General features: G+C 59.9%; 22 protein-coding genes and 2 pseudogenes. 14 read left to right on the forward strand and 10 right to left on the reverse strand.

The annotated features are described in order from the left end of the window. The first annotated feature begins 1,529 nt into the window (after positions 1-1,529). From repA to AC56QP_RS35750, 5 genes are all read left to right on the forward strand, one after another. Positions 1,530-2,732 (forward strand): plasmid partitioning protein RepA, encoded by a 1,203-nt coding sequence (gene repA / locus AC56QP_RS35730; protein ID WP_497101078.1) that lies wholly within the window; start codon positions 1,530-1,532, stop codon positions 2,730-2,732. A 77-nt stretch (positions 2,733-2,809) separates the two neighbouring features. Further along, positions 2,810-3,775 carry a plasmid partitioning protein RepB gene (gene repB / locus AC56QP_RS35735; protein ID WP_489863756.1) on the forward strand — a complete coding sequence of 322 codons (966 nt, stop codon included), beginning with the start codon at positions 2,810-2,812 and terminating at the stop codon, positions 3,773-3,775. A gap of 156 nt (positions 3,776-3,931) precedes the next feature. Beyond that, positions 3,932-5,149 carry a plasmid replication protein RepC gene (gene repC, locus AC56QP_RS35740; RefSeq protein ID WP_489863755.1) on the forward strand — a complete coding sequence of 406 codons (1,218 nt, stop codon included), beginning with the start codon at positions 3,932-3,934 and terminating at the stop codon, positions 5,147-5,149. Positions 5,150-5,309: 160 nt separating this feature from the next. Next, complete coding sequence (locus AC56QP_RS35745; RefSeq protein ID WP_489863754.1) at positions 5,310-5,699, forward strand: antitoxin Xre/MbcA/ParS toxin-binding domain-containing protein; 390 nt, start codon at positions 5,310-5,312, stop codon at positions 5,697-5,699. Then, positions 5,696-6,214, forward strand: coding sequence for an RES family NAD+ phosphorylase (locus AC56QP_RS35750; RefSeq protein ID WP_489863753.1), 519 nt, complete (start codon positions 5,696-5,698; stop codon positions 6,212-6,214). Before AC56QP_RS35745 ends, AC56QP_RS35750 begins: the two co-directional genes overlap by 4 nt. A 160-nt stretch (positions 6,215-6,374) precedes the next feature. Here the strand turns inward: AC56QP_RS35750 and AC56QP_RS35755 are convergent, their stop codons facing one another. The 3 genes from AC56QP_RS35755 to AC56QP_RS35765 are packed head-to-tail and all read right to left on the reverse strand — an operon-like array spanning position 6,375 to position 8,178. Beyond that, complete coding sequence (locus AC56QP_RS35755) at positions 6,375-7,547, reverse strand: site-specific integrase (protein WP_489863752.1); 1,173 nt, start codon at positions 7,545-7,547, stop codon at positions 6,375-6,377. Beyond that, positions 7,544-7,939 carry a type II toxin-antitoxin system VapC family toxin gene (locus tag AC56QP_RS35760; protein ID WP_489863751.1) on the reverse strand — a complete coding sequence of 132 codons (396 nt, stop codon included), beginning with the start codon at positions 7,937-7,939 and terminating at the stop codon, positions 7,544-7,546. Before AC56QP_RS35760 ends, AC56QP_RS35755 begins: the two co-directional genes overlap by 4 nt. After that, entirely contained in the window at positions 7,939-8,178 is a 240-nt protein-coding gene (locus AC56QP_RS35765) for a type II toxin-antitoxin system VapB family antitoxin (RefSeq protein WP_497101079.1), read from the reverse strand. The genes AC56QP_RS35760 and AC56QP_RS35765 overlap by 1 nt, the downstream gene beginning before the upstream one ends. A gap of 391 nt (positions 8,179-8,569) precedes the next feature. On the opposite strand from AC56QP_RS35765, the gene AC56QP_RS35770 reads away from it, so the two are divergent. The 6 genes and pseudogenes from AC56QP_RS35770 to AC56QP_RS35795 all read left to right on the forward strand — a co-directional run bounded on the left by AC56QP_RS35770 (position 8,570) and on the right by AC56QP_RS35795 (position 14,546). Next, on the forward strand, positions 8,570-9,583 hold the full coding sequence (locus tag AC56QP_RS35770) for a DUF1403 family protein (RefSeq protein WP_489863916.1): 1,014 nt from the start codon (positions 8,570-8,572) through the stop codon (positions 9,581-9,583). 5 nt (positions 9,584-9,588) lie between these two features. Further along, positions 9,589-10,281, forward strand: a complete 693-nt coding sequence (gene scpB, locus AC56QP_RS35775; protein ID WP_489863749.1) for an SMC-Scp complex subunit ScpB — start codon at positions 9,589-9,591, stop codon at positions 10,279-10,281. Positions 10,282-10,696: 415 nt separating this feature from the next. Continuing rightward, the gene (locus AC56QP_RS35780) at positions 10,697-12,190 is read left to right on the forward strand and encodes a recombinase family protein (protein ID WP_497101101.1); all 1,494 of its coding nucleotides are present in this window, start codon (positions 10,697-10,699) and stop codon (positions 12,188-12,190) included. A 2-nt stretch (positions 12,191-12,192) separates the two neighbouring features. Next, positions 12,193-13,050 carry a plasmid partitioning protein RepB C-terminal domain-containing protein gene (locus AC56QP_RS35785; RefSeq protein WP_489863747.1) on the forward strand — a complete coding sequence of 286 codons (858 nt, stop codon included), beginning with the start codon at positions 12,193-12,195 and terminating at the stop codon, positions 13,048-13,050. A 736-nt stretch (positions 13,051-13,786) separates the two neighbouring features. Next, positions 13,787-14,098 (forward strand): annotated as a pseudogene (locus AC56QP_RS35790) (DUF736 domain-containing protein); the annotation flags it as partial. 105 nt (positions 14,099-14,203) lie between these two features. After that, positions 14,204-14,546 (forward strand): annotated as a pseudogene (locus AC56QP_RS35795) (DUF2958 domain-containing protein). Here AC56QP_RS35795 and AC56QP_RS35800 read toward each other — a convergent pair. Then, positions 14,532-14,855 (reverse strand): WGR domain-containing protein, encoded by a 324-nt coding sequence (locus tag AC56QP_RS35800; protein ID WP_497101102.1) that lies wholly within the window; start codon positions 14,853-14,855, stop codon positions 14,532-14,534. The pseudogene AC56QP_RS35795 and the gene AC56QP_RS35800 sit on opposite strands and share 15 nt — an antisense overlap. Before the next feature lie 801 nt (positions 14,856-15,656). Beyond that, positions 15,657-15,998 carry a low affinity iron permease family protein gene (locus tag AC56QP_RS35805; RefSeq protein WP_489863745.1) on the reverse strand — a complete coding sequence of 114 codons (342 nt, stop codon included), beginning with the start codon at positions 15,996-15,998 and terminating at the stop codon, positions 15,657-15,659. 41 nt (positions 15,999-16,039) lie between these two features. On the opposite strand from AC56QP_RS35805, the gene AC56QP_RS35810 reads away from it, so the two are divergent. Then, positions 16,040-16,459, forward strand: coding sequence for a hypothetical protein (locus AC56QP_RS35810; protein WP_489863744.1), 420 nt, complete (start codon positions 16,040-16,042; stop codon positions 16,457-16,459). Then, positions 16,456-16,734 carry a hypothetical protein gene (locus AC56QP_RS35815; protein ID WP_489863743.1) on the forward strand — a complete coding sequence of 93 codons (279 nt, stop codon included), beginning with the start codon at positions 16,456-16,458 and terminating at the stop codon, positions 16,732-16,734. The genes AC56QP_RS35810 and AC56QP_RS35815 overlap by 4 nt, the downstream gene beginning before the upstream one ends. A 19-nt stretch (positions 16,735-16,753) precedes the next feature. Here AC56QP_RS35815 and AC56QP_RS35820 read toward each other — a convergent pair whose 3' ends face one another. The 5 genes from AC56QP_RS35820 to AC56QP_RS35840 form a co-directional block, all read right to left on the reverse strand. After that, positions 16,754-16,975 (reverse strand): hypothetical protein, encoded by a 222-nt coding sequence (locus AC56QP_RS35820; protein ID WP_497104129.1) that lies wholly within the window; start codon positions 16,973-16,975, stop codon positions 16,754-16,756. Between the two features lie 135 nt (positions 16,976-17,110). Continuing rightward, positions 17,111-17,938, reverse strand: a complete 828-nt coding sequence (gene ku, locus AC56QP_RS35825) for a non-homologous end joining protein Ku (protein WP_489863741.1) — start codon at positions 17,936-17,938, stop codon at positions 17,111-17,113. 116 nt (positions 17,939-18,054) lie between these two features. Beyond that, positions 18,055-19,773, reverse strand: coding sequence for a family 1 glycosylhydrolase (locus AC56QP_RS35830; RefSeq protein ID WP_497101080.1), 1,719 nt, complete (start codon positions 19,771-19,773; stop codon positions 18,055-18,057). After that, positions 19,770-20,900, reverse strand: a complete 1,131-nt coding sequence (gene glf, locus AC56QP_RS35835; protein ID WP_489863738.1) for a UDP-galactopyranose mutase — start codon at positions 20,898-20,900, stop codon at positions 19,770-19,772. Before glf ends, AC56QP_RS35830 begins: the two co-directional genes overlap by 4 nt. Before the next feature lie 2 nt (positions 20,901-20,902). Continuing rightward, positions 20,903-22,075, reverse strand: a complete 1,173-nt coding sequence (locus AC56QP_RS35840; RefSeq protein ID WP_489863737.1) for a glycosyltransferase family protein — start codon at positions 22,073-22,075, stop codon at positions 20,903-20,905. Between the two features lie 334 nt (positions 22,076-22,409). Between AC56QP_RS35840 and AC56QP_RS35845 the strand changes: the two genes are divergently transcribed. Beyond that, entirely contained in the window at positions 22,410-23,333 is a 924-nt protein-coding gene (locus AC56QP_RS35845) for a glycoside hydrolase family protein (protein ID WP_489863736.1), read from the forward strand. The last annotated feature ends 241 nt before the right edge of the window (positions 23,334-23,574 follow it).

Below are 23,574 nucleotides of genomic sequence, written 5' to 3' on the forward strand. Positions count from 1 at the left end.
GCAATGGTTGAATCAACTGTTACCGTACCCGCCGTTCAACGTGGGCGATCGTCCAGGAGTTTCGGCCAAGTCGACATCGGCCCATGGTGCAGGCAGGAGAGCGCTGCGATACGAGAAAGCCAAGCCGGATGCTCGAAGGGCTGGTGGGTAGCCCGACACCTCGCAAGCCACCGACAGGTCAAAACAGCGTCAAGCGGTGTGCTCCTCGAATGCTGTTCGAAATCCCCGTCGAGGATCTGGCGCAGCCCTTTTGGCGGCATGCCCCTCTATCTCAACGCGAAGGCGCCAGGCAATCGCGAGCTGATTGTTGTGCCCGCAGTTGCGTTGTGACCATAGAAAATGGCCGGACTGTTTAAGCCCGGCCAGGTATGAAGGTTCAAAACCTCCAAAGGGGAACGCGTCGGACGCAATGGGAGGAGACATCCAACGCGGTGTGCATGTGGGTCAGCACCGGTCACGTTTCAAGAGCAGCCCGCTGGCCATCGTAGCGCTTCGTAGAGCCACCGTTGCATATCATCCGTAACCGGCGCGCCCTCCCCTCCGCGGTCTGCGTACGCGAGGAAAGTCAGCTCACTTTGCTGAGACTGTCCAGCAGAAGCCTTCCACGAGATGGATCCGGGGAAGGCTCTGCGGATGGTCATAAAAAATAGGCCTTGGATCTGCACAGCGGCGCCATGTTTTGTTAGGCGCCGTTTCGCCGCCTGTCAGGAAAATGCTGGGCGGAACGGTCACCGCGCTCTTTTCGGCAACGGCGCACGCGCCTCGCGTCGTACCGTGGCCGGTGCTCAGCCTTCACCACAGATATACCGGATCGACGCACACACCGATCGGCCGGGACATTTCCTGGGGCGACCGTTTTGCCAAGGCCGCAATGCACCTGTCAAAGCAGTTCGGCGCCCTATGAGGGGCGGAGGTGACAGCAGCCGAGGCAGCGGAGGTCGTCGTCGGCCGAGCTTGGACAGGTAAATCCGTGACACGTTGGATGCGCGTGGATGGGGGCCGATCTGGGCCTGCGACCAGACCGGCTGGGCACTCGAGCATTGATGGGGCGGTTCCGGTTCGGCACAGCCGACAGTGAGCATGGCGCCTCTGCGCCGTTAATGATCCTACGGTCGCGCAAGAACGCAAGCGTGGGATCGGCCGCGTGGCACATATGGGCGCGCGTAATAGAAATTGCGAAACACAGCCTGGAGGCATCATCGCAGCTCTGGAGGGGGATGGGCGCCGGTTCCTCGTCGCGTCCCAAGCCAGCATTGAGGCCCCTGCCCCGAAGCTGCCTCTCCTAGGGAAATTTACCGCAGTAAAAAAGGCCCCTTACACCTGTGAAAACATGCGCTTAGCTTTGAAGTAGGACACGTCCTGGTCTTTGCGCACGCCCCGCTGACTTTCAGGAGCCTGATAAAAGGAGCAGCCGGTCTCGTTAACCTTCTGTTAACCTAAAACTTCTTGCCGGTCTGTCCGAATCGGAGCTTAATGGCGCTTGTTGAGGGGATTGCTCACAAAAAGCGCCAATTCGGGTCGGACGGAAAATGAACATTGCCATGCGATTGCCACGCTTCGAGTTCGACGACAAGATCCTCGAGCAGGGCGCGGAGATATCGCGGCGCCTTAATCAGCTCCGTATGGAGAAGTTCCCCCCCAATGCGACAAAGACCCTTCGGTCATTTTCGATGGCGGAAGTCGCCCATTACCTCGGCGTCTCGCAGAACAATCTGAAGCGCCTGCATCTCGAAGGCAAGGGACCAATGCCCGAGCAAATCCCCTCGGGGCGCCGGTCCTACACCGCCGAGCAGATGCTCGAGCTTCGCCACTTCCTGGATCGGCATGGCCGGACCGAGGTCAAGAAGTACGTCCCGCACCGCAAACCAGGAGACAAGCTTCAGGTGGTCGCGGTCGTGAACTTCAAGGGCGGCAGCGGCAAGACAACGACCGCAGCCCACCTCGCCCAGCACCTTGCGCTGACCGGGCACCGCGTGCTTGCGATCGATCTCGACCCGCAGGCGTCGCTGTCTGCCCTGCATGGCTTCCAGCCCGAACTCGACCGCAACCTCTCGCTCTACGAGGCGATCCGCTACGACGACGAGCGCAAGCCGATAGCCGACGTGATCGTGCCGACGAATTTTCCGGGGCTTGATATCATTCCAGCCAATCTCGAGCTGCAGGAGTACGAATACGACACGCCGCTGGCCATGCAGGACAAATCCTCCAGCGCCGGCCGCCAGTTCTTCACCAGGATCGCCCGGGCGCTGACCGAGGTGGACGAGCGCTACGACGTCGTGGTTGTCGATTGCCCGCCGCAACTCGGCTATCTCACCTTGACGGCGATGTCGGCGGCGACCTCCGTGCTCATCACCGTCCACCCGCAGATGCTCGACCTGATGTCGATGAGCCAGTTCCTGCTGATGCTCGGCGGCATCCTGAAGACCATCAAGGCTGCCGGCGCGTCCATCGAGCTCGACTGGTTTCGCTATCTGATCACGCGCTATGAGCCGACGGACATTCCGCAGGCGCAGATGGTCGGCTTCATGCAATCGATGCTCGCGGGCCAGATCCTCGACAATCCGATGCTCAAGTCGACGGCAATCTCGGACGCGGGGCTGACGAAACAGACGCTCTATGAGGTGGAGAAATCGGCTTTTACCCGTTCGACCTACGACCGCGCGCTTGAATCGCTGGATGCTGTGAACTCGGAGATCGCAGCGCTCATCCATCGCGCATGGGGGCGGTCATGACGGGGTGTTTTACGGCAGTAAAAAGTGGACATTTCCCTCGTGAAATCAGTCGACTAACCGAAAATCGGAGTGGTTGAATGGCGCGCAGGGACATATTCGGCAGTGTTATGAGCCCGGCGACGCCAGTCGCTGACAATCGCGATGTGTCGGGGTATGCGGTTCGCGGCGCGTCGCGATCGATCATGCAGTCATTCGAGGAGCTGTCCAAAAGTTCGGTCGTCGATCTCGATCCGGCCTTGGTCGATACGTCCTTCGTCTCGGACCGCATGGACGACGACGACGCCGCCTTTCAGGAGTTGCTGGCGGCGATCCGCGCGCGAGGGCAGGACTCTCCGGTTCTGGTCAGACCTCACCCGGAGGTTCCGGGACGGTTTCAAACCGTGTTTGGCCACCGGCGCGTCAGGGTCGCCCGGCAGCTGGAGAGGCCCGTCCGCGCTGTCGTCAAGAAAATGGACGATGAGGACCATGTCATCGCCCAGGGCCAGGAGAATGCCGCGCGGGCGAACCTGTCCTTCATCGAACGGACGCTGTTTGCCGACCGCATTCTCAAACGGGGGCATTCGCCGGAGACGGTCAAGTCAGCCCTTGCCCTCGACGATACGACCTATTCGAAGATGCGAAGCGTCACCAGCAACATTCCCGAGCAGGTGATTGTGGCGGTCGGCGCCGCCAAGACCATTGGCAGGGATCGCTGGTGGCAGCTTGCCAAGCTGATGGAGCATCCGCGAGCCGTGGCGCGGGCAACCGAGTGTGTGACGAGCGCCGAGTTCGCCCAACTGGGCAGCGACGGCCGCTTTGCCCGCCTCTTTGACTGTGTGAGCGCTCCGGTGAAAAGCCCGGGGGTGAAATCAAAGCCCAGGGAGAGGGCTTGGGCGCCGCAGGACAAGTCGGTGCAAGCCAAGATCACGGACACGGGAAAGGTGTTTACGCTCGCCCTGAAATCCCGGGAAGCGTCACCCTTTGGTGCATTCATTTCCGACAGGCTGGACGAGCTTTTCGAGGCGTTCCGGGCATCGGAAGCGGCGAAGAAAACAGGAGACTGAAACCGCAAAAGAAAAAGGCCCCCGAACGAAACCGTCGCGGAAGCCCTTCTCATGTCTGTAGCAAGCTGAGAATCGCACTTCCCCGAATCACTGTCAAGAGTCGTTGGCGTCGTTTCGACGAGCAGTTTTCTTTTGCCTGATTGAAAGGCGAGGGAAATGGAGAGGCACTACACGACGACGCCCTTTGGGCGGCGGCCAATGACGCTTGGCATGATGGCAGCCCAGGTCGCGGCGAGGGCGGTGGACAAGGATGCCACGGTGCACAAGTGGCATGTATTCCAGCACGTCCGCGAGGCCCGTGACGCGGTCGGCGCAACCGATCGCGCGCTGGCGATCCTTAATGCACTTTTGTCGTTCCATCCGGACACGGCATTCAACGGCGACAGCGACCTGATCGTCTTTCCGTCAAACGAGCAGCTCATCAGTCGGGCCAACGGCATGTCGCCGGCGACGCTGCGGCGGCATCTTGCCGTCCTGGTGCAGTGCGGACTGGTCATTCGCAGGGACAGTCCCAACGGCAAGCGTTTCGCGCGCAAGGGTCCGAGCGGGGAGATCGAGCAGGCTTATGGCTTCGACCTGGCGCCAATCGTGGTGCGGGCACAGGAGTTCAAGGATCTCGCCGAGGCCGTCGTGGCCGAACGGCGGGCTCTCAAGCTGGCCAAGGAGCGGATCACTCTGTGCCGACGCGATATCGTCAAGATGATCGCGACAGGCATCGACGAAGCAATCCCGGCCGACTGGAGAGGGTTCCAGCGCGCGTATGAGGGGATCGCCGGCCGGATTCCGCGCACGGCACCGCGCCAGTCGTACGACGCCATAGCGGGAGAGCTCGAGGCGTTGTGGCTGGAGGTGCAGAACACGCTGGAAACGTTCGTCAATTCACACAATAAGAACGCCAATGAGTCTCATTCTGAGCGCCACATACAGAATTCAAATCCAGACTCTAATACTGAAATTGAACGAGGCTTTGGAGAACAGAAAGAAGCAAGCGCCAACGCCGCGGAAACTGACAACGTGCGGCACTTGCCCAAACGCGAGCTGCCCCTGGGGATCGTGTTGGATGCCTGCCCGGATATTGTGACCCTGGCCAAGAGCGGTGAAATCCGGACATGGCGGGATCTGATGGCCGCGGCCGCCACGGGCAGGGCGTATCTCGGGATCAGCCCCAGTGCCTACCAGGAAGCATGCGAGGTGATGGGCGAGGATCAGGCAGCGACCGTGATTGCCGCGATCCAGCAGCGGTTCGAACATATCTCCAGCCCTGGCGGGTACCTGCGAAGCCTGACAACACGGGCCCGGGATGGGAAGTTCTCGGTCTGGCCGATGATCATGGCGCTGCTGCGGGCAAAACTCGAGAAGAGGAAGCAGGGTTGATGACGCCGGCGGGCGGCCCGACGCCGCTATCCGCCTCGTGCGCTAGCCGGGTTTTTTGGTCGGGCAGCTGAACGCGGCGCGGTGCATCCTTGTAAGGGACTCGAATGTGCCATATCTTGTGTACAAGAAATATGTCCGTGGATATGGCAAGGTGGCCTGAATGACTCAAGCTCTGAAACTCTCGCCAGCGGGCCAGCCACTGGTCCTGTCCTATATGGACAGGGGCGGAAAGATTGCGATCGACCAGGTGGCGGCCGGATTTGGCATGTCCAAGGGCCAGCTCGCGGAGACTGCGGGATTGGCTCGCGAAACCGTCTACCGTGCCGAACGCAGTGGCGCCGCGAGGACGCAGGGTCGCCTGCGCGAGATGCTCGAGATCATCAGCCGGGTTACCGAATGGTCGGGGGGCAAGGAACAGGCAATGGCCTGGTATCGCGCCCAACCCCTGCCGGCCTTTGGAGGACGCACCGCCGAAGCGCTCGTCAAGGATGGCAAGGCGGGTTCCGTTCGGGATTATCTCGACCATATGGCCCTCGGGGGCTTTGCTTGAGGTTCGTGGGGACCTGCTACCGGGCACACGATCCACGCTGGGCATTCAAACCGACATCGGGCGATGGGGCAGCGATCAGGGGCGCACGCTTCAATCCCAAAGGCGTGCCTGCGCTTTACCTCGCTTTAAGCGTCATGACCGCGGTCAAGGAGGCCAATCAGGGCTTTGCGCATCGCATCGATCCGTGCGTCCTGTGCTCTTATGAGGTCGATTGTGCGGATGTCGTCGATCTGACGTCCGAGGCAGAGCGGGCCAAGGTCTCGATCACGACGGAAGACATGAGTTGTGCCTGGGCAATGGCACTGGCAAAGGGCGAACGGCCGCCGTCGTGGAGCATTCACGATCGCCTTGCCGCACAGGGCGTTGCCGGAATCCTGGTGCCGAGCTTTGCTCCAGGCGCCGAGGCGGACGATCGCAATCTCGTACTTTGGAAATGGGGACCTGACCTGCCTCACCAGGTGGTTGTGTTCGACCCAAGCGGCCGATTGCCAAAAGACCAATTGTCATGGCGTTGATGGGTGGGCCGAGGCCCGGCGATCTCTTGGGGTCCCGCCGGCGAGATCGGCCGATCTCGAAACCCATGTCCGTCGTTGAAACCGATCACGCCCGTCACTTGATGGAAAAGAACTTGCGTTGCGTTCAAACAGGGCAGGGGAGGGGGTTTTTCGCGATCGGCTACAGGCCACTCGCCTTGGTGAGATTGACGCCGAACCGATCTCTTCGGCGCTGATACCGGCGGGTCATTTCGGCCGAGGCATGGCCGAGCTGCCTTTGCACATAGCGCTCGTCGACCTCGGCTGACGAGGCCAAGCCCGCGCGCAATGAATGGCCGGCGAACTTTTCCTTCCGTTCGCCTTCCGGCAGGTCGCCTCGGACACCAGCGGAAAGTGCAGCGCGTTTGACCAGCCGTGCCACCTCCTGGTCGTTCAGCCGCTCCGAGCCAACCGCCTTGCCTTGCCCGGTGACGCGCCGGAACAGGGGGCCATGGCCGATCCTGGCCAGTTTCAGCCAGGTCTGCACGGCGACAACCGGGCAGGTGGTATCGGATGAGCCGCGGCCGATCTCGACCTCGCGCCAGCCGGTCTTTCCGCGCAATGTGACGAGAACGCCTTTGTCCAAGACCTCGATCCAGCCGCGGCCGTCCTCGGTTTGATCCCTGGCAACGTCGAGGCCGACGATTTCGGAGCGGCGCAGGCCTCCGGCGAAACCCAACAGCAGCATGGCGCGGTCGCGCAGGCCACGCAGCGTGCCGCGGTCAAGCGTCTCGAGCATGGCAATCAGATCCTCCGGAAGAATGGCTTCTTTCTGCCGGGGAGGGGAGGCGTGGCTGTTGCAAATGCCGGCCATGACGGTGGCGATGTGTCGATCCCTTCTGTCCAGCGGCTGGCCACGCTGAGAAAAATTCCAGGTCAGGGAAGAGAGACGTCGCTCGATCGTCGAGACGGCGTTCGGTTTGGTGTTTCCCGTTCCCTTACCGGACGCGCAAGCCGTGATGTAGAGGCCGACGACCTGCGGATCTGGCGGCAACACCTCGAGATTTTGCCTGCGCGCCCAGGCACGGAAATGCTTCCAGTCCGCGGCGTAGGCGCGACGGGTGTTGGCCGAGCTTGCTGCCTCAACGTAATCGCGAGCGCGCGCGGCGAGCCCTTCCAGATAAGGCGGAACGCCAAACGCTGGCTCCAAACCGGACGTCGGCCGCGGCCCATACGCCGTCTGCGGAGCAGGCGAGGGGGGATCAACCGGTGCCTGGCTCATTTCCATCACCACGCCGATGATATCCGGCAGGTCGTCGACGCTTGCCTCGTCTTCTCGGGCGATAGGTCGCTCCTCGGATTTGGGGTCCATCATGCCACCTCGATGTCGGTGTGCACGAAATCATTGCCCTTGAACAGCAGCGGGATGTCATAGAGCTTGGCACAAGCGTAGGCGAAGCAATCGCCCATATTCAGATCCGCCTTGTGCCGGCCCTTGCCGAACCGATGGAACGCCCGGATGGCTTCGCCCCCGATCGCGCCATTGATCTCGATCATTTGCGCAGGAATCTCGTCCAGCATCAGGGTGACAAGTTCCTCCGCCTCTTTGACCGGGCAGGCACGTTTGCGCGCCAGGCCGGCCACGGCCTCATACACAACGATCGGCGAGACACGGACACTTCCGGCCTGACCGAGGCGGGCCGCAAGCGCCAAGCCATCGTCTTCGTCGCCGATGATGGCAATGATGGCCGAGGCGTCGACAAACATCAGCTATCTCCCGACAGGTCGTCGAAAAAAGCTTTGTCGGCTTGGGCGCCGGTTTCGGGAAAGGCGCGATAGCGCTCGGCAAGCGCCTTCAGCCGCTGGGGCAGGGGGATTGCGCCGCGGCTGCGCTGATACTCCTGTTCCACGGCGTCGCGGATCGTTTCGGTAAGGCTCATGTTCTTGAGCTTGGCCAGTCTGCGAACCGCCGCATCGGTGCGGTCGTCCTTGACGGAAAACGCCATCCCCATACTCCGTGTTCTATACTGCTATACGATCCTATATAGATCCTCCGCCTATCCTCCGGCAAGGAAATCTTGACCTGGCGAGTTGACGGAGGGGCGGGAGCAGAGGCGCGGTGACGCTTTTGGGGGAAGCTACAATGGCCACACCGATGCCGCACACGCTTGGCGATCGCGCGACGAGAATTGTCGCCCACACGGCCGTGCTGTGGGACGGCGCGGAAGCGTCCCCGGCACGTTTTCGGGATTTTGCTCGACGAGAAATACATTTCTTCTGGACAGACGAGAATGATCGATAATGCAAGATTATCATTCGTTTTGCCGGCACGACAGGTACAGCGCTTTCTCCCCATTTCCGTTGCCAAAAGCGCCGCCATGATTCATCGTGGCTGAGATGATTCTGCGTCCCAAATCCTCTTTACGCCACGGGGCCCTTCCCGGTGCCACGGCGGTCGCGCCGATCATAGCGGTGCCGGCTTGGTTGCGCCGGGCCATCCCGGATGCGCAAAACCTTGCGGGAAAAGATGTTGAGGAGGTCGCGCTCGCCGCCGGCGCTACCATTGGCGCGCTCGATGCGATGGTGCGACGGCAGGAGCGGTGGGCTGGCGCCTGGCGGCAGCGGCTGGCGCTTTCGGCGGCCGCGGCAACGGCGAAGCAGGCCGGCCGCGTCGAGGATGAAAGCGCGCTGCGTGACGCCGTGCTTCACACACGACCGGGCGACAATGCCGGGCCCGCCGGCAGGATGCTTGTGGCCTGGCGCAGGCTGGCCGCAACGCCTGCGGAAAAACTGCTCACCGAGGCGGGCATCGGCGCGGTGCTGGATGACCTCGGTCTCTTGCGTAGTGATGCGGGCGTGAGCGACCTGACGGACGATCTTCGGCGGCTCGCCGCCAGTGACGGGACGGTGGAAATGATGACAGGCGCCATCGCGATCGCCGAACGCCACGGCTTTGCACGCGCCCTGGGAGCCTGGCTCGCCGACGCCCTGCTGGCGCAACGACTGGGTTGGGCACACGCGGTGCCGCTGCTGGGCGCTGAAGCGAACTCGGGCACAGGCCCCCGCCAGCGTCGATCGGCGGCCAGCTCGGTGGCGACAAGCATTTCGACAGATCGTCAGCGTGCGAAAGGTCTGCTTGCCGCCCAGGCACGCGCTGCGCTGCGCGCCATCGATCTTTCCGCGGAGCTCGAGCGCCGCGCCAACCGGCTGCTTGCCATTGCGCCGAAACTCAGGGCCAAGGCAGCGGACGCCGTTGTCAACAGGCTCCTGTCCGACGATGCGATCGTTGCCTCGGAAAAGATCGCCGGCATGAGTGACCGTGGGCTGCGCCGCCTGTTCGACCGGCTGGTCGAACTCGGCGCCGTCCGCGAACTTTCAGGCCGCACCGCGTTCCGCATCTACGGGCTCTGAGGACCATGGCGGAAGCGGTGCGCAGACGAGGAAAGGATCGGCCTGATGACCATCTGTTCGATCGCGAACTGGATCATCTGCCGCCGGAGGTGCGTTGGCGGGAATGGATGCTCCGCGTCGAGGCGACAATTTTTGCTGCCAGCGAGCCCGTCACGCGCGAGACGCTCGCCCGCATCGTCGGCAGAAGTTGCAGCATCGACCTCCTCATCGACGACATCCGTGAAGAACTGCGCGGTCGACCCTATGACCTCGTCGCCGTCGCCGGTGGCTGGAAGCACCTGACCCGGCCTGCCTATGCAGACGCCATCCGCAGTGCGGTCGGCGGCAATGAGGGCGCGACAGACCTCACGCAGTCAGAGGTGCTGGTGCTGATGTGCGTTGCCTATTTCCAGCCCATCACCCGCGCCGAGTTGTCGTCTTTCTTCGGCAAGGAGATCAGTCGCGATTTTATTGGTCATCTGCGCGGTGCCGGCCTGATCGCTTCCGGTCCGCGTAGCCCAACGCCGGGCGCCCCCTACACCTACGTGACGACAAAGGAATTCCTGCTGGAGTTCGGGCTCGACACGCTGCGTGACCTGCCCGACTTCGAGGCGCTCGAGGATGCCGGACTGCTGTCGAAGGCGAGGGTGCTGGGCGGTGAAATCATGCCCAACTTTGCGGCCGGCCAAGAGGACGTTGGAGACGAGTCGAGCGAATGACCGCGCGTTGACGACGGACGACCGCTGCGTTTGCTTTTACGGGATCGATCGGCGGTATGCGGTGGTCGGAACATTTCGGCCATGGATCGAAATTCATGCGGAGTTCGTTTGTCATCAATGCGCCTGATGTCGGCCGTAGAGACAAGCTTTGCCGGTTCTTGAAAGCGGACCTTGTGGGGGAGAGATCGCGGCGTGACTTCTCACTAAATGAATCAAGATTTCTCGCCCGTTGAAGACCGCCGTGTCCACATTTGGCAGCGGTCATTCGAGACAACTAGACAGGTTTCCCTAACCAAATCGCAGGCGGCGCCGGCCTTTACTGGTGGGGTCACTACCCTGGTGCGAGGCGATGGACAAAGCAGCGGAGGCCCCGGACTCTGACAGGCGAAGAGCTCGTGCTGCCGAGTATTTGCGTATGTCGACAGAGAGGCAAGTCTACTCCATCGATAATCAGAGGGACGCGATCCGTAGCTATGCCGAGGTCATGGGTTACGACATCGTTGCCACTTATGAAGACGCGGGCCGAAGCGGGCTCAACATCTGGGGACGTCCCGGCTTGCTGCGACTGCTCGAAGACATCGAAAGCCGGCGGGCCGATTTCGAAACAGTCGTTGTCTATGACGTCAGCCGTTGGGGGCGCTTTCAAAATACCGATGAAAGCGCCTCTTATGAATACAGGTGCCAAATAGCTGGAGTGCGGATCGAGTTCTGCGCTGAGCTGTTCGTTAATGATGGGAGCATCGGCTCCGACGTGCTGAAGGCAATCAAGCGTAGCATGGCCGCGGAATACAGCCGCATGCTGTCGAATAGGGTCTTTGCCGGTCAAAGCCGCATAATCAAACTAGGTTTCAGCGGTGGTGGCCTTGCGGGCTATGGCTTCAGACGCCTTCTTGTCGATGGCTCAGGAAATCCCAGGGCAGTCCTTCATCGCGATGAGCGAAAAGGTCTGGCCAGTGACCGCGTCATTCTCATCCCTGGGCCCAAGAGCGAGATTTCAACCGTCCGATGGATGTTCAATCAGTTCGTGAAAATGGGAAAAACGGAAGTCGAAATTGCTTCTGCTTTAAACGCGCGAGGCCTCGTCACGGAACTCGGCCGACCATGGACGCGAGCGTGCGTAAACACGATCCTGACCAGCGAGAAATACATCGGCAACAGTGTATGGAACCGGATATCCCATCGCCTTCTGCACAACAGGGTAAGAAATCCGCCGAGCGCTGTTGTTCGCGCCGACAATGTCATTGAGCCTATCGTACCTCGGGCGATATTTGATCGTGCGCAAGCGATCAAGCGGGCGCGCGCTTATCTTACCCCTGATGAGCAGTTGCTGGCCGATCTTACCAAGCTCCTAAAGGAGCGAGGGAAGCTGTCGTCCCCAATCATTGACGCCTCCCCCAGCTGTCGTTCAGCCAACATTTACATGCATCGATTTGGAAGCATCAAGGCCGCCTACCAACTGATCGGATACGACGGGTCGGCGAATTTTCGGAAACTCGAAATTAGCAACCAGCTCAATCAGATCCGACAGCAAATGATTGCGGCCTTGATTGCAGCAATGGGCAGGGTCGGCGGCTCGGCATTCTACGAGCCCCAGACCAAGCTCATGCGTGTCAATGAAGAATTCACCATCGCGATATGGATTGCGCGCCATCGAATTATAGTCACCGGGTATCCACGGTGGCAGTTCAGGAATCGTGGCCTGGTTGGGCCGGACGTGACGATTCTAATCAGAATGGAGCCTGATCATCTGACCGTTCGTGACTTCCTGATCGCGCCCGCACATGAAGCTCAGTCTGCTTTCAGTGCGCTGAAGGCTGAGAATGGCGTGCGCCTCAATGCCTTCCTCTTCGCTTCGCTTGATCCTGTGGTGGAGATGGCAAGACGAGAGCCGATTTCGGCAGGCGCCTGAAGATGACAAAGGCTGAGCTTCGTCGCCTCGTCAAAAACAACCGGCATGCCATTCGACTGACAGACGATTTGCAGGGGCCGCTGAACCCGCTGCTTGGCCCCGCTTTCTTGCAAACCTATAAGCGCAAATTCGACAATATGCAGGATTTCATTAAAGAAGCCGGCGCAGCTCGTCACCAATTGGAAGGCGCCGTCATTGCCTTTCGCCAGCTCTTACACAGCGCTGCATTTCGAGCGTTGCTTCAGGCGGATGGTTTGGCAACGCTACCTTCGATCTTGACGCAAAGATCGCCAGGCGGCGAGGCGAAAACCCCTGCTGCTGAGGAACAGCCGAGCCCGTTTCGCGCCACCACCGAGCCCCATCTTATCGGAGGCGTCTGCGTCGAAGTTCTGGAACTTTTGAGGGATCTTGGCGCGCCCTTGAAGATCTTCGCCTTGTTACGAGAGGTAGTACCGAGCCGGCAGATCGAAATTGTACGGCTCATGATCGCGTTGGACAGCGTGCAATTTCGAAGCGCCAGGGTCCTGATCGCGCTTACACCACGGACGCGCCTCACCAATCCCTCGGCTGACAGAAAGCAATTCGACGGTATTTCCCCTTCGCAAATGGCTTCCATGGAAACCGAACTTGCCAAGATCAGCCATAACTATCTGAGCGCTGCCAGCACCCACGGTATAACAATGCTCAACCTGATCGCCGCTACAAGTTATTTTGACCGACTGCTGAACGGCCCCAAGATGGTGCGATATCTAGCGCGCAATTTCGGCGGGCAACTAGAGCTGTTCCAGAAATTGCTAGACTTTCGAGACAATCGCTTCAAAATCGCGCGCCGACAACCTGAAACGGGTCCGGCGTCTTAAGCAAGCACTGCGCCCTGCAAAACCCAGAAGCAGACGTCAACGAGAACATCCTCGCAATAGGGAAACAAGGATTTCGGCCGATTGCCGGCGTACGCCTCCGTCGGGCCTGATGCGTTCAATCGGTGTTGGCTGAGAGCTGTCTGACACTTGACATTCCCTGTCGATGCCCGACCTTGGCATGTGCTTCCGTCCCCCGCTGCCCTTCCTCCTTCGATCGTTGGTGACGCTGACCCCGCAGGTACAGGGCCGGGTTCCTGCTGATTAGCCGACGGGTTTGCGAGCATCCTTCCAACACGTTTCCGTGCCGGGCGCGCCATTCCCCGCAATCACGGCCGCTCCAGGCGACCCTGGACGGCTGGCTCATCTGCAGCGCTGATCCGCTGCGAGACACGGTCCACACCGCCCCGAGCCGTGAGCCGCTGCGCGTGCGAAGGCGGAGGCTCGCGCTTCGGGCCTTCGGCCGGCACACAAGCGATGGCGAAGGAAGCGGAGATCAGCAACGGCGCGTGTTTTGCTCCCGCTTGGGGATGCGGCTTGCAAGGGGGGCCGTGGAGTGCCTCCCCCGATCGGTCGCCTCGAGGACCGTCCCCGATCTGTGTCGCCTTTGTAGAAGACCGCCCGCCTCATGCCGCCAACCCCGCAAGGGGTTTCCCTCGCTTCGCTCGGTGACGCCGGCGACCGGTCCTCTCCTGTGGCGCCATCGGGAATGGTCCCGATCAACCGAAGGAGACATACCATGGCCACCACAATTGCAAACCTCACCGCCAAGCAGGATGGCACCCTGGAAGGCACGCTTGCCACCCACAACGTCAACGTCCCGGTCGCCATCGTCCCCAACGCGTCCAAGGCGAGTGAGGATGCCCCGGACTTCCGCATCATCGCGCGACGCAACGGCTTCGAGCTCGGTGCGGCTTGGAACAGGGTCTCGCGGCAGACGGGTGAGGAGTACACTTCGGTCAAGCTGTCGGCTCCCGAGATCGGCGTCATCTACGGCAACGTCGCTCCCGCCCCTGGCAACGATCCCGCCAAGAAGGTGATCCTCTGGAACGCGCGGCCTGAGCCAAAGGCGCCGGCCCTGCGCGATGCGGGGCCGGCTTCTCCCAGACCCGCCGCCGACTTCCGGGTCGGCCTCTGCGAACAAGGACATCAGATCATGCGCATCATCACAGAGGAAGACATGGGACCGCTGCTGGAAAACGGCAGGCGTGTGGCAGCCAACCCGAACCACGATCCCTATCCGGTTTTGAAACTGTTCACCCCCGACGCGGACGCGACGTGGCTTATCAGCGAAGCCGACCCGGATGAGCGACATTCTCTTCGGGCTGTGCGACCTCGGCGTCGGCTCTCCGGAGCTCGGCACGGTCAGGCTGTCGGAGCTCGCGGCACTGCGTGGCCCCCTCGGTCTGTCCGTCGAGCGGGACAGTTTTTTCAGGGCCGAGCGCCCGATCTCCGAATATGCCGATCTCGCGAATGCGGCGGGCTCAATCACCGTGTGACGACCGCGATGCCGGCGACGAACGATCGTCGCCGGTATATCCGCGTCCTATTTTTTTCGCGGCAAGCTTCAACAACGCCAAAGCCGCTTCGCCATCTCTCGTGAAGGACTCGATTTTCTGTCTTCCGCGTGTGCCGATGCGCCCCCATTGGCGCACCAGCGACACCTCGCCGAAAAGCGTCGGCTGAAGCGACAGAGTGTAATAGCGCGCCATGTTGCGGGTCGGATCCACTCGGCGCAGAAATTTGGGGACGGGACCATTGGGCATGTCCCGGATTATCCGGGCCATCAGCCACGCCGTCCAACGCATGTTTTGAATCAATGAGTTGTCATCGATTCACGCCGGTTATGGGACCACTGGCGGCAAAACCTTCAGCGTTGCGCCATCTTGTCTTCATCGGTCGGAGAAAGGCCCTCGATAAGCCGCAGGAGAGGCTGCGTGGTCGGAGCCGGCATCTTCAGGATCCGAAGCATCAGCTTGACCTTGTCGTCTGCTCCCTCCTGGCTGTCGCCTAACAGCGATGAGCCTGTTGCCTATGAGCTGCCAAGGACGGCTTTAAATTCGCCACCACAGGGGTCCGATCATGGCTCCCGTCAGGAGATTTTTTAAAAACCACCATTCGCGGCATTCCGTCCGGTTAGCTCGTGCTTACGGTTTTGGGCGGTCCAATTCCTTAACCACGGCTTCGAGCACCTTGCGGCGGCTTCCATAGCGCCTCATAAGTTCATGCACCAGAGCGGGGGTAATGCCGTTTTGCCGCGCAAAACACTCAATCACATAGGGCTCACATCCTCACAGGAGATCGCTGTCACGAGGATGGCGCGGTTCAGTGTCGGAGCTCATCCTTGCCACCTAGGGGCTAAATTCAAGATTGCTTAATTAACGCCAAAGCGTCGATTGGGTTGCTGGCCGCAAGGTTTCCCGATCGTCAGGCTGAGATTCTGGTACGGTTCTTTCTGGAAGAGGCGGTTCGCGCACCAGGGAGGGCGAATTGTCCGTTGCACCGCATGGCAGCCCCAGTGCGGTAGACTCACATCTGCTTCCCAAGGCAGGAACGTACCATCCGCATCCGCAGAAGCGGGAGTAGGGCGGCGATACCGTTTAACCGGCTCACCTGATGTCTCGGCCGACGTTCTGCTCTCGCTCGCGATGGTCTTCGATCTCTTCCGGTTCTTCATCGTCGATCGTGACCACGTCATTATCGGCCTTGCCAGCTGCGCGAACCAGTTCGTCCAACTTGGCATGCATCGCTTGCGTATCTCGGTGTTCGGCGCGCTGGATAAACAGCGTCATGGCCCAAGTCGCCAAAGTGGCAACGCCATGCCAATCGAAACTTCGCCTATCGAAAACCAACCATAGCGCGGCATAGGCGACCAGAATCAGGAACGCCTCAGGGCGCGATGTCATCGTGCCTATGCGTGTGAAGGCTTTCCGGACCTGATCGCGGGTCATCCCAATGGCCGATGGGAGCTTGAGGTCGGGGGGAAGATGGAGTGGCCAAGCGCAAGATACCCCTCGCCAATCCGCATCCCACCGGGAGGTGCTTCGCCGGGCACTGGTTTGGGCAGCATTTCAACCTCCGGGTGTCTTTGCTGGCCAACGACCGGCAGCCAGGAATGTTCCATGGACGGGAACTCGCAGCACGCGGGGCTGTTATCGGTCATCACACTGGAGAACCGAAAATGTCTGGCAATGAAAACCGTCGCGAAACTGGAGCAACGAAATATCCGGCCAAGACCGGTGCCGACCCGTCGGATGCATTCTCCCAGGATGCGGCTGGCAACAAGAAGCCCAGGAGCGGGATTGGACTGACGCGGCCCGCCGATGAAGTGAACGACAAGACGCATCAGTCAGATGGGCAAGATTCAGCGAGTCGGGGAACCTCGAGCAGCGGAAAAAGTGCTCGGCCATGATGGCACTCGCCTCGATCAACAATTTGCTGGTCCACAAAGGCCTGCTTTCGATCGACGATATCGACGCCGCCCTGCAAAAGGCGCAGGCCTCCGTCAGGGGCGACGAGCGGACCTATGAAGATATGTCGCCAGCCAATCGCGACGCGATCTGCTTCCCGATACGGCTCTTACAGATCGAAAACAAGGCACAAGGCGAAGCGGACATCCCGTCATTTTCGGAACTGGCGAAAATGGTTGGACAAACGAAAGAGGCTCACCACGATCAGATGGGATGACGGTCCCTGCAGCGGTGACCTACATTTCGCTGTTCTCGACAATGCCAGCTTCGCCGTCTCGAACCAGCGTGCGCGGTGCCAGGGGCGCCCTGAGACGAACTCCAGGTCCGCCCTGGGCAGTTGCCCCATCGCCCAGAAAAGCGACGCCGGCCTGCTGCAATGCCAATTGTATCGCCATGAGCTTGTTGGCGGCGGGAACACGCTTCCCCTTTTCAAAATCGCGAACCGTCGCCTCGCTCACACCTGACTTCGCCCCAAGTCTGGCTTGTGGCCAATTCAATAGACCTCTTGCCGCACGGCACAGCTCGGGAGTCAGTAGGATCACAAATTTCTCCTTGGCTGAGGTGTTTGATGTCTCCTCGGCTGATCGGCTAAGCTAGGCTGTCTTGCGTTTCGAGGAGCCGACCTTCGTTGGCGTCGCCAAGCCTTCCTGCTTGAGGCTCTTTTTCAGGACCTCGGCCAGATTGATGACGTTTTCTTTCGGCTTGGGCGCCGGCTTTGGCGGCTGCTTGCCCTTGCGTTTCGCGTCGATCATGGCGATCAACGCATCCTCATAAGTGTCCTCGAATTTCGAAGGATCGAAGGTTGTTACCTTCTTGTCGATGAGCATGCCGGCGATTTCGAGCAGCTCCGGGTCGTATTTCTGTTTCTTCAGGCTGTCGAAGATGCTGTCCTGCGAGATCATTTCGTTGTGGGTCCGCAACTCAGTCATCACCATACCTTTGTCATAGGGCTGGATCAGAACCTCTCGGCCACGCTGATAGAGAACCACACAGGAGCGGGCGGCCACGCGCCTGTTTTTCATGGCATCGCGGATCACGGCGTAAGCCTCGACGGCGGCGCCATCAGCTGGAACGAGGTAATAGGGCTTGTCAAGATAACGTGTGTCGATGTCGTCAAGCGACACGAACTCACCGACTTCAAGCGTGTGCTCCGAGGTGAGCTTGAGCGCCTTGATGGCCTCGGGCTCGATCTGAACGAACTCGTCCTTTGCAATTTCGAAACCCTTGACCTGGTCTTCGGCGCCGACCGGCTCTCCGGTCTTTTCGTCAGCATAAACACTTTTGACCGGGAGACCGTCCTTGCGGTTCAATATCTTGAAATGAATCTTTGAGGCCTCGCTGGTGGCCCCGACAATCTTGACGCCGCAGGCGACCGAGCCAATCTTCAAAAAGCCCTTCCAGACAGCGCGTGGAGCGACCATTTTTGGCAATCCTGTAATTCCCGTCAAGGCAAACGAAATTCCGTTCGAATTGTTCCTCGGCTGTCCGCCGCAAACGGGCTTACGACCGGGAAACCAACGAGCCGGTCAGAGTGCCCTCAACCAGATGCGAAAAGTCGCTGGGCAACATTGGTCAGTTCGAGACCATAGCGCTCATCGGAACGGGCCGCTGCGGTTAACGGAGCCAGTTCGTATTGATTGCCGGGCCGTAGGTCGAGCAGCTCGAACGCGCCCCGCTGGCCGTCAATGACCAGATCGAGAATTGCATTGGCTACTTGCACGGTCGCATTTCCGGCAGCGTATTGTAGCTGCAGATCACTTCCGTCCGGAAACCGGCAGAAAATTCTGCTCGGCATGGCAGGTGGAACAAGGCGAATTGGGCTGCGTTCGTCGACGTGAATTTCAGCCCAAGCATGATCTTGTTCAGCTATGCGATGTGCGGTTGGCCTCGCAGTACATACCGCCAGCCTACGGGCGGCACAGCATTCCTGAATGACCGCGATCATCCCCCCAAATCCAAGCAAAAGGAGATGCCGCCGGACCGTTGTCTCGGAAGCGCGATCTTCTCGCCACCACCCGGGCCGGTCCAATACGGGATGGTCGGCACACCCATGCGTGGCAAGATCCCGAATGACGCCGGCGAGTGCTGTTGGCCGGGGTCTTGCGGCGCGTATGTCAAATGCACCGCTTTCGTAAAACCCATCCTGCGCGCGGAGCATCGAATTCCAGTCGACGGCGCCGAACAGAGACCAAGCTGTGACAGCGCGGATATCAGTGCCGTTGTCCTTCGCTGCTTGCGCGGCCTGCCAACCTTCGACCAGCCAGCGTACCTGTTCGTCGCGGGTCGACCCATTGTGCAGCTCCGTCACGACGATCGGCAGTTGATAGCGGTTCCAGACCTCGTCGATTCTGTGACCTAGACCTGAATCCCGATGACCAGCAGACCGAACGGCCGCGCTATCGACATAAGTGTGGATGCCATTTCCCCCGACTTGTTGGCCAGGATACCGATCGATGTGTTCGTCGAGCATTCGGTCGCTGGTCAAGTAGTAGTCGATCCCAACGATATCTGGCGGGCAGGGTTCCGCTGCCAAAGCTGAGAGCTGCTCTTCTGCAATTCCGGCATCCAACAGCCGATCGTAGAAGGGGTGTTGAATGGTGACGCGCCCCGCCAGGAGATCCAGTGCCAGCCAGCGGCGTTCGTTTTCATGATCCGCCTGGTAGGCGAGCCGCTCAGTAGCAAAGACGCGTCCGACATCCTCGGTCTGCACCAGTCGAGCCGACGGGACATGCGCGCGTATCGCTTTCATCGCCTGCGCTGTCGCTCGGCATTGAGCCATTGCAATGCGCAGACACATCGCCTCGCTGGTCCCATGCGGATGCCAGAGCCCATAGAGCCCGTTGATGCGAGCAGTCGTGAGTGGCTCGTTGATGGGCGTGTACAACTCTATCCATGGATAGCGCTGCGCGACCAACGCCGCATAGCGGGCAAACACTTCCGGGAAGTCGGGGGCGAGAACGTTTGCCCATGGCGGCCCGCTGCCGTGATGCATCAGGCCGGCAACCGGTTGCATGTCCAGATCGCGAATTCGTCGCAATCGCGCGTCGGGCCAACGCCAATCATAACAGCCTGGCTCACCTTCGATGCTCTCCCACAGCACAGGATAGCGAAGGGTACGGATGCCGAGACCGGCTATCCGATCGAGATCGTCGATGCGGTGCAGGTGACCGGTTTCCTCCAATTGGTCACGCACCGTCATCCGAACGCGGACATGGCTACATTCCACGCCTCCCCACATCTCGAGCGCATCGTTCATTCGGCAGCCTCGACACGCGTCGAAATCGAGGCTGGCAGGCTTTTTTGAATTCGAGCAAACGTCGCGAGCGCCTGCCCCACGACCTGATCCATGTTGTAGTAGCGATATGTTGCCAGCCTGCCGACAAACCAGACATTCGAAAGGTTCGCCACCAGCGCTTCGTATCGTTTGTACAGCGCCTCGTTGTCGGCCCGCGGCACGGGATAGTACGGGTCGCCGACATCAGTAGGATACTCGTAGGTAAGGCTGGTTCGAGGGCTCTGCTGGCCAGTGAGATGTTTGTACTCTGTGATGCGGGTGTATTCTTCCGTCTGTGGGTAGTTGACGACAGCCACCGGCTGGAACTGCTCGCAATCAAGCGTCACATGCTCGAATCTCAAAGATCGGTAGGGGAGGCGGCCCAGCGACCAGTCGAAGTATTCGTCGACCGGCCCTGTGTAGATCATTCGGCGGTACGGAATCTTGCCTTGGATGGCCCGGTAGTCTGTTTGCAGCATGATCTTGATTTTAGGACTGTCGAGCATGCGCTGGAACATCGCTGTGTAGCCGCCAGCCGGCATCTTCTGAAACGTATCGCCGAAATACCGATCGTCGCGGTCCGTGCGGGTCGGGACCCGCGCCGTCACCGATTTGTTCAACTGGGACGGATCGACGCCCCACTGCTTGCGCGTGTAACCGCGAAAGAATTTTTCATACAGCTCACGACCGACCGTGCTTACCACCACATCCTCGGCCGTCCGGATTTCTTCCACCGCTTCGCGACGAGAAATGAAAAACTCCTCCAACTGATCTGATGTCAAATCGAGATCGTAAAGCCTGTTGATCGTGTCGAGATTGATGGGGATCGGCAGCAGCTGGCCGTCGACCTTGGAGAGCACTCGATGCTCGTAAGGGCGCCACGCCGTGAACTGGGAAAGGTAGTCCACGATCGACTGGGCATTCGTATGGAAGATGTGAGGGCCATACTTGTGGATCAGTATGCCAGCCTCGTTGTAGCAGTCATAGGCGTTGCCGCCGATATGACCGCGCCTGTCAATGAGCAAGACGCTCTCGTTGCGTTGCGAGGCGATGCGTTCCGCAAGCACGCTACCGGCAAAGCCGGCCCCGACAATCAGCCAATCGAACATGTCTAAGCACTCCGCCGGAACGGCAGAACATTCTTGGCGGCACGGGCGCGCTGGATATGACCCGCCATGGCGATCCAGGTATTTTCCCAAGACATGTCAATGAGAAAGGCGTCGACTTGTGCCAGCGCGGAGTCGCGAGGCCGCGCCAGAAGGGATCGAAGCTTGGCTTCGACATCCTCGGCATCGACGATGTCGACTAGACCCTCCGCCCCATAGGTGCGGACGACGTCCACAATTGCCGTGGAAACGAGAGGGACGCCGGCCGCAAGGAATTCTGGTGTCTTTGTGGGGCTGATATAGCGGGTAGCCGCATTGAGGGCGAATGGCATCCATCCGGCATTCCAGTGCCTGAGATAGGATGGAAGCTCCGCGTAGTCCTTTCCACCCAGCCAATGAAGATTGTCTGCCTGGGGGAGGTCCTTGGGGTCGATCTTCACAACTGGTCCGATCATGACGAATTGAACGTCTGGCATGTCTCGTGCGGTACGCGCCACCAGACCCACGTCCAGCCTTTCGTCGATGACGCCGAAATAGCCCACTCTGGGGTGTGGTATCTGCTCCTGATCGACCGGGTCCTTTCCGGGTCCCCTGGCTTGATGGAAGTGCGTAAAGTCGATGCTGCTGGGGAACGGAAAGATGGAGCCATGCATACCCCGTTTGGCCTCGTACAGGCTCTGCCCGCCTGTGAACACGACGTCCGCCCGTTCCAGTAACCGTCTCTCCATCTCGACGAGTTCGGCTGGCGCGTTCTTGAACGCTGAAAGCTCGTCCATGCAATCGTAAACGCAGACATCACAAAGAATGTGGTCGCTGAACCGCAAAGCCATCGGCGTGTAGTACCAGGTGGTCAGCAGGTGCTGGGGTGTTGAAGCGACCAACAGGTCCAGAAACCGACGTTGAGCTGCGTCCGCGTCGGCAGGGCTGGTTTCAACCGGAAGGATCGGCGTGATCACCTTGATCGACGCTGAGACATCGCTGGAGCGCATGAACGCTTGCGGTACCTCTTCGAAAAGAGGCTCCTCGAAATAGATTACCTGCTTTGTCTTCGAGGCCAACGTAAGGATATGCTGGGGGCGTTGGTACACAAAATTCCAACGAAGATGGGAAAAGCATAGTAGCATAGAGGTTTCTTCTGCCTGGTATCGCAGGATTGACTTTCCAGTTACGTTTTCCATGAGGAGATCCTTTAGTTCAATCCCGGATGCGCGCGTACAACAAATGTTAATCGAGGCATTGAGACGTGATTATTTTCTGTGAATCTAACTTGCCTCGGTCGGACTCGTTCCTCGAAGAAAAGAGATTTCATTCGCCAACGCGGAATTGGCTTTGCCGGTCAACGGACGAGACAAGGAGCGTATGCATTTCAGCGGCGCGGCCTTCGGAGCGCCGGCCGCCGATCGTTAATGCTGCGTTAATTCGCAATACGACAAAGTTAACGATCGGTGATACGATTCGGCGCCACGCAGGGTTGGCCCGCGAATTTGTGCCGGACCTTGATTGGACGAATCAATGGCGATCAAGTTTGAAACGAACGTCTTCCCGCTGTTTGATCCCACGACCGTAGATGACGTGAAGGATCCATGTCCGGTGTTCGACGGACAGCTCTGGCATATGTTCGGATCGAGCGGCACAGTCACTAGCGAAACCTGGAGCCTCCTCCATGCCACGGCCCCCAACCATTTCGGGCCTTGGACAGAACATGACCCAATTGCCCTGCCGGTTGGGGGATCGGGAGTGGCGGCGCCTGGCGTGATTTATGATGCAGGCGTCTTTCACATGTTTATCCAGACGGAATACATGAAATCAGGCGGCCGTTGCGAGCACGTCGTTTCGAACGACGGGTTCCGGTGGGTTGTTTTGAATTCCGCGCTCCTCGCTCTGCCGGATACAGACGAAGACGGGATTTACGATCCGCACCCCGCCATAATCGGCGAGAAGCGCTACATCGTCTATTCGGGCATGCCCAAATTCACGACGGTGCCGCAGCCGGACATCTATCTGGCACGCAGCCAATCGGACTCATGGTTTGGGCCCTGGAAGCGAGTGGGCAAGATACTGGACCATGGTGACTTGCCTCACCACAATTCGCGGCATCACCCGGACTATGAATGGGGCATCGAGGGAGCGCAGTTGGTAGAGCTTCCGGACGGCCGGATTCTCCTCAACGCGACGTGCTTTCTTCCCGATCAGCCCCGCGGGAGCCGGCAGCGCGTCTTCTTCGCCATCGCAGATAGGGTCGAGGGTCCATACGCGACCTTTGGGCCAGTACTCGATCCCGGAGAGCCGGGCGAAAACGGGCACTCGACAGTGGTGATACAAGGTCGCCAGCTTTTGTTGTTCTATCAATGCCGCCGCGCAGCGACGAACCACCGGTGGCGTTTTGGAGTGGCGAGATGCGACCTGGATCGGGGGATTCCGGTTCAAGTGGCGTGACGTCCCCCGAAATTCAGCTGTCTGAGTCCTTTTTTGGAGTCGGCCCAGCATCAGCCGAAACTTTTTCCAAGAATTGCAGTGATAGCAGGGCCAGAAGCCAGTTGCCCGTATCGCCGCAGCAGTGCGAGGGCTTTTTCAACTCATTCGGAACCTCGATACTCGCGCGAGGTTAAGCCACGGTAGCGTTCTTCAATTGCAGTTGGGCAGGCCGAGGCGCTTGGTCGTCGCGGCTATATGACAG

The sequence above is a fragment of the Mesorhizobium sp. RCAM 05104 genome (assembly GCF_059683645.1).